Below are 2,886 nucleotides of genomic sequence, written 5' to 3'. Positions count from 1 at the left end.
CAGTCATAACCGCACCCGACAACCGGATAATCGGCGAAGGATGGCACAGGGTCTACGGCGGACCTCATGCCGAAGTCAACGCCATCGCATCGGTAAAAGCGGAAGACGAGCATCTTCTCCCTCTTTCAACAATATACGTTTCTCTCGAGCCATGCTCGCATTACGGCAAAACCCCGCCGTGCAGCAAACTCATTATCGAGAAAAAAATCCGGCGCGTGGTTGTCGGCATGGGAGATCCTTTCAAAGAAGTCTGCGGAAGAGGCATAAAAATGCTGAGAGAAGCAGGCATAGAAGTAGTTGAGAACGTGCTTGAAAAGGAATGTCTCGCCCTGAACAGGAGATTTGTCACAGCCCACACCTTGCGCCGCCCGTTCATACAGCTCAAATGGGCTCAGAGTGCAGACAACTTCATCGGAGCCTTCTCTCCCTCGGGGTATCCATGTCCGGTTTCATTGTCCAATCCCCTGTCTCTTGTCGAAATGCATCGCGAACGCTCGCTGGCAGACGCCATACTCATCGGAACAGACACCGTCATTTCCGACAATCCCACACTGACAACACGGCTGTGGCCCGGCAATTCACCCCGCCCTGTGCTTTTCGCATCAGACAGAATACCCGCACACTCCGCCGTTATGGCAAGAAACCCGATAATTCTCGATCCGTCAAAGTCTCTTGAAGAAAACCTGTCGGATCTCTACAGCATTCACAAAATCACATCTCTTATGGTAGAGGGTGGAGCAAAGACACTGAAAGCGTTCATCAATGCCTCGCTGTTCGATGAAATCCGTGTCGAAACCGCACCTATCGTCATAAGCCACGGCATCCCCGCCCCGACAATACCGACAGGGCTCGCCACACTCATAAAAGACAGGGAAATTCGCGGCAATAACATCAGATGTTACAAACCTTAAAATCATTTAAAATTCCCTTAAAATGATTTAATTTGTAAATTCACAGCCCATTTTGCGGTATAATTCCCCAAGAAATGCTAAATTTGCAAGTTGAAACACCATGCTTTTAGGGTTCAAGCCCTTTGAGCTTGGTAAACAACATACATGCAAATAACATCAACGTGAAGCTACTCAACACATTCCGCCGTTTTTCCGGCTGTCTTCTGGCAGGCGCGGCTACAGTCGCAGTCGTATCCTGTAACGAAAAAACCGAAGATGTGGAGATATACCTGACTCCATCAAACGTTGCCGTCACTGCCTTCTCACTCAACGAAGACGATGATGTCATGGCAAACCTTGACTCGGTATTTTTCTCCATAGACCTTGCCAACGGAGTAATATTCAACGCAGACTCACTCCCCGTAGGCACAAAGATTGACAAACTCGTCACAACAATCAAATATTCGAGCTACGTCACAAAAGCCACCATAAACATGGAAAACGGCGAGACCCGCACAGGAGAAGTGGATTACCTAAACTCCCCTACGGACTCCATAGACTTTACGGGTAATGTTACCCTTACACTGTCAACCGATAACGACCAGCTTTCGCGCACATACCGCATCAAGGTGAATGTGCACAAAGAGAAAACAGACTCTCTTATCTGGGGAGACAAAGCGATTTCCAAACTTCCGTCAAGGCTTCCCGATCCACGTAACCAGAAGAGCATTGACTTCAACAACAGGGCTGTTTCTCTCATAGAAGAAAACGACGGCACCTATACATTCGCCACATCCGACAATCTTTTCGAGTCGACATGGCAGAAAAACGCCGCTACATTCCCGTTCACACCAAATGTCCGCTCTCTATGCGCGACGACATCCAGACTCTTGCTGCTTGCGACAGATGGCAAGATGTATGAATCCGCCGACGGATCTTCATGGACAGCAACCGGCGAGACATGGACCGCGATGCTTGGCTCATATCTTGACACAGCGATAGGCATAAGAAACGGAGCCAACGGAGCGGAATACGCCCAATATCCACAGAAAAACCTGAACGTCTGCGCGATAGATCCGGAGTTCCCGGTATCGGGTTATTCAAACTTTGTGATTCTTGAGAATCAGTGGACATCCTCGCCCGTAGGATTTTTTGCAGGAGGAACCTGTGCCGACGGCTCTCTGTCGGATGCTACCTGGGCTTTTGACGGATATAACTGGATAAAACTTGCGGAAGGAGGAATACCAGCAGTCAAAGGAGCGTCAATAATCCCATATTACGGTTTCCGCTTCACCTCTTCGACATGGACAAAGACCGAATATCCGGTATGGATGATTGTCGGCGGAACCAAAACCGACGGCACACTCAACAGAACTGTATACATATCATACGACAACGGTGTGAACTGGGGACAGGGAAGCGAACTTCTCCAATTGCCCAAAGAGATACCGACAATGACAGAATGCGACAATGTCGTGATGAATGTACGCAAAAAAGCCCTCCTTTCAGACGCATGGAAGAAAGCCGCGCGCCGCAGCCACAATGTGGAAGTCGACGGCGACAACATATATTGGGATTGCCCGTATATCTATCTCATAGGTGGATTCGGTTCCGACGGCAAGCTTTACGACACAGTCTGGCGCGGCGTGATCGCACGTCTCTCCTTCACTCCAATAATCTGACAGAGTGAAGTCACTTACCGGGATATCAGTCGCGCTCGCTCTGCTCGCCACATTTCTTCCTACGAAGACAATGGCGCAGGAAGATTACCGTTTCGACATCGGGGCGGGACTCGGCATGACCGGATACCTTGGCGATGCCAACACGGCAAATCTATGGAGCGAACCGGGATGGGACTTTGAAGCGCTGTTCCGCTATATCGCCAATCCCCGGTGGGCGTTCAAAACCAATTTCTACGCCGGGAATCTACGCGGTGACTCCTCGAAAATGACAAATGTCTTTCCCGGAGGAGAGACATTCAGTTTCTCCACTACTT

General features: G+C 49.7%; 2 protein-coding genes and 1 pseudogene. All 3 read left to right on the top strand.

Annotated features, from left to right (window positions below; translation table 11 throughout):
* Positions 1 to 911 (top strand): bifunctional diaminohydroxyphosphoribosylaminopyrimidine deaminase/5-amino-6-(5-phosphoribosylamino)uracil reductase RibD (gene ribD / locus JX312_RS11615; protein WP_204458098.1); only part of this gene is annotated, 911 nt, incomplete at its 5' end.
* A 161-nt stretch (positions 912 to 1,072) separates the two neighbouring features.
* Positions 1,073 to 2,572: a DUF6242 domain-containing protein gene (locus JX312_RS11610; RefSeq protein ID WP_124030389.1), complete on the top strand. Its 1,500-nt coding sequence runs from the start codon at positions 1,073 to 1,075 to the stop codon at positions 2,570 to 2,572.
* Between the two features lie 4 nt (positions 2,573 to 2,576).
* Positions 2,577 to 2,886: pseudogene (locus JX312_RS11605) on the top strand (hypothetical protein); the annotation flags it as partial.

This window comes from Barnesiella sp. CU968, from assembly GCF_905219685.1.
In the GTDB taxonomy this organism is placed as follows: Bacteria; Bacteroidota; Bacteroidia; order Bacteroidales; family Muribaculaceae; genus Lepagella; species Lepagella muris_A.
This window is presented reverse-complemented; position numbering and strand designations above follow the sequence as displayed.